This window comes from Okeania sp., from assembly GCF_983059655.1.
The window spans coordinates 1-2,319 of sequence record NZ_CEZPJD010001036.1 but is presented as its reverse complement, the minus strand read 5'-3'; the positions used below and the strand labels follow the sequence as shown (position 1 = coordinate 2,319).

At 38.6% G+C, this 2,319-nt stretch carries 3 protein-coding genes and 2 pseudogenes; 3 read left to right on the top strand and 2 right to left on the bottom strand.

Annotation, left to right across the window (positions count from 1 at the left end; all coding sequences use genetic code 11):
- Position 1: 1 nt before the first annotated feature.
- From lepB to AC3DU7_RS31500, 3 genes and pseudogenes are all read left to right on the top strand, one after another.
- Positions 2-553: a signal peptidase I gene (lepB, locus tag AC3DU7_RS31510; RefSeq protein WP_488043168.1), complete on the top strand. Its 552-nt coding sequence runs from the start codon at positions 2-4 to the stop codon at positions 551-553.
- A 127-nt stretch (positions 554-680) separates the two neighbouring features.
- Positions 681-899, top strand: a pseudogene (locus AC3DU7_RS31505) (helix-turn-helix domain-containing protein); the annotation flags it as partial.
- Positions 891-1,064: pseudogene (locus AC3DU7_RS31500) on the top strand (zinc ribbon domain-containing protein); the annotation flags it as partial. The pseudogenes AC3DU7_RS31505 and AC3DU7_RS31500, both read left to right, overlap by 9 nt.
- A 377-nt stretch (positions 1,065-1,441) precedes the next feature.
- Here the strand turns inward: AC3DU7_RS31500 and AC3DU7_RS31495 are convergent.
- On the bottom strand, positions 1,442-1,948 hold the full coding sequence (locus AC3DU7_RS31495; protein ID WP_488043167.1) for a DNA-binding protein: 507 nt from the start codon (positions 1,946-1,948) through the stop codon (positions 1,442-1,444).
- Positions 1,949-2,011: 63 nt separating this feature from the next.
- Positions 2,012-2,319, bottom strand: a 308-nt coding sequence (locus AC3DU7_RS31490; protein ID WP_488043166.1) for a hypothetical protein, incomplete at its 5' end; no start/stop codon positions are given.

The following is a 2,319-nucleotide window of genomic DNA, read 5'->3' as shown; positions in this document are numbered from 1 at the left end:
TATTGGAATTAGACAATTTGTTGCTGAGGCACGTTATATTCCTTCTGGTTCAATGTTGCCAACATTACAAATTAACGACCGTTTGATTATAGATAAATTAGGTTATAAATTCAAAGAACCTCAAAGGGGAGATATTGTAGTTTTTAATCCGACAAATGAATTGAAAACTCAGTATAAAGATGCTTTTATTAAGCGGATAGTTGGTTTGCCAGGAGACCGGGTAGAACTCAAAAATGGCGAAGTATATGTAAATGACAAAGTAGTAGAAGAAACCTATGTTGCCTCAGATTTGAATCCTGCCGAACTTGAGGCGAGAAAAGTTAACCACCAAAAAACAAGAATAGATGTTTGTCCCTCTGACAAAAGATTTCTTTCTGAAGCTGTAACAGTGCCTCCAGATTCCTATTTAGTCATGGGGGATAATCGTAATCATAGTTACGATGGTCGCTGCTGGGGTTTTGTACCTTATGAAAATATCATTGGTCGAGCTATATTTCGCTTTTGGCCACTGGATACCATTGGTAGTATAGATGAACTACCATTGTACGATTGAAGTTTATCTGAATGTTGGCATTTATACCCGCACTCTCCTCGTCGGGAGCGCCGGGATGAATGCCAATCAATGTTGCGGTTTCACACCAAGTATGTTAAAATCTAACCATAGAATCAGCAAGCAGTAAATGGTTGAGAAAGCTTACAAGTTTAGGTTCTATCCTACTCCAGAACAGGAAAACCTGTTGCGCAGAACATTGGGGTGCGTAAGGCTAATCTACAACAAAGCTTTAGCAGCAAGGACTCAAGCTTGGTACGAGAAGTAAGAACGAGTAGGGTATAAGCAAACTTCGGCTATGCTGACGAATTGGAAAAAGCACGAAGACTTAGATTTCCTCAGTGAATTAGTCATAGCTGATAGATATTATCCAAGTTCTCAAATATGTTCAAACTGTGGGCATCAACAGAAAATGCCATTGTACTTGAGAACTTATGAATGTAGTGAATGCAGTTTTGAAGCTGATAGAGATTTTAACGCTGCTATCAACCTGAAAAACTATGTGAATCAGTAGCTTGAGTTCCAAGCGAATTTAAGCCTGCTCTCGAAGATAAGTTGCAGACTGCGGTCGCTGGTCTTCAGTGTTTGCGCAGCATTCCGTAGGAAAGCAGGAACTGAGCTGCCAAAGCTCATGCAACCATGTATGGGTAAGTTTGGGTAAATTTAGTAGAACGGCTGGTGCTAAGAAACAGAAAGTCTCTAACAGTGATGCTAGGGAATCCCGCGCTGTCTCGTAGAGCAGCGTCGGGAGCATGTCAAGAAGTTAGCACTACCACAAATGTTCAGAATTATTTCTACAATAATCTCTAATGCCAGCCTAAAAATTAAATAAGGCGACACCACTGTTGATTGATATAGATAATAAAGTAGTTTTAAAAATCAGACTTTAACTTAACTAGAACCTTGAGGTTGATTTTCGTCTAGTTCTGTATCTCGGAAATATTTGCGAATAATTTCAACTTCAGGTTCTACCTCAATCCACAGACGGGCACCACCAGCTTGACTTTTGTTGGGTTTATGAGGGCGATAGACGATTTTGCAATTTCCCAGAATTTCTACTTCGTGGCAGTGATGGTTTTTGCCTCCTTGTTTGACAGAAATTGCTGGAAGAGAAGTGCCGTGGTCTCGGTTATAGTCAATTTCTTTGCGCAGCACATGGATAAAAGTATTGCCTGTACGGAATCCTTTATTCCAACTTCCTTGAGGACCTCGACGACCAGGAGTAATTTCTGGCATTCCTCGACGATTTAAAGGAATTACCCAAAACCGTTTGACTTTTTTGGCTCCTTTGAGACGACCTTGCCTGAGAAGTAACCTGAGTCTAGCAGTAGAAATATTGAGAAGAAATGCTGCTTCTGTTGTACCAACTGTATCTGGTTTAGTAGCTGCCTCTGTCATAAACTATTCCGGAATATTTTAAATATAAACTGGATAACCATTTGAAATTAAACTACAAAGGATTTAATTTGGCAATTTTTTTTGATTTTTTAATACCAGTTTTGCTTTTAATTTAGGATCAAGTCCATTCAAAGACAGGTTCAAAAATAAAATGTCCGCTAGCATTTTTTCATTAACTTTTAACAGTTCATTGAGAGCTGAAAAAAGTTTTGCTCGTTCTGAGCTATCGAGAAAATGTTTAATATCTTTCACATCTTGTTGAATTTCTTTAACCCTTTTGTCAACTTCATTAAGTTTGGCATTAATCAAAATAAACCCAACACAGCTTACTGCTAAATTTAAGCCAGATAAAGATGTTGTTAGTGTTACCA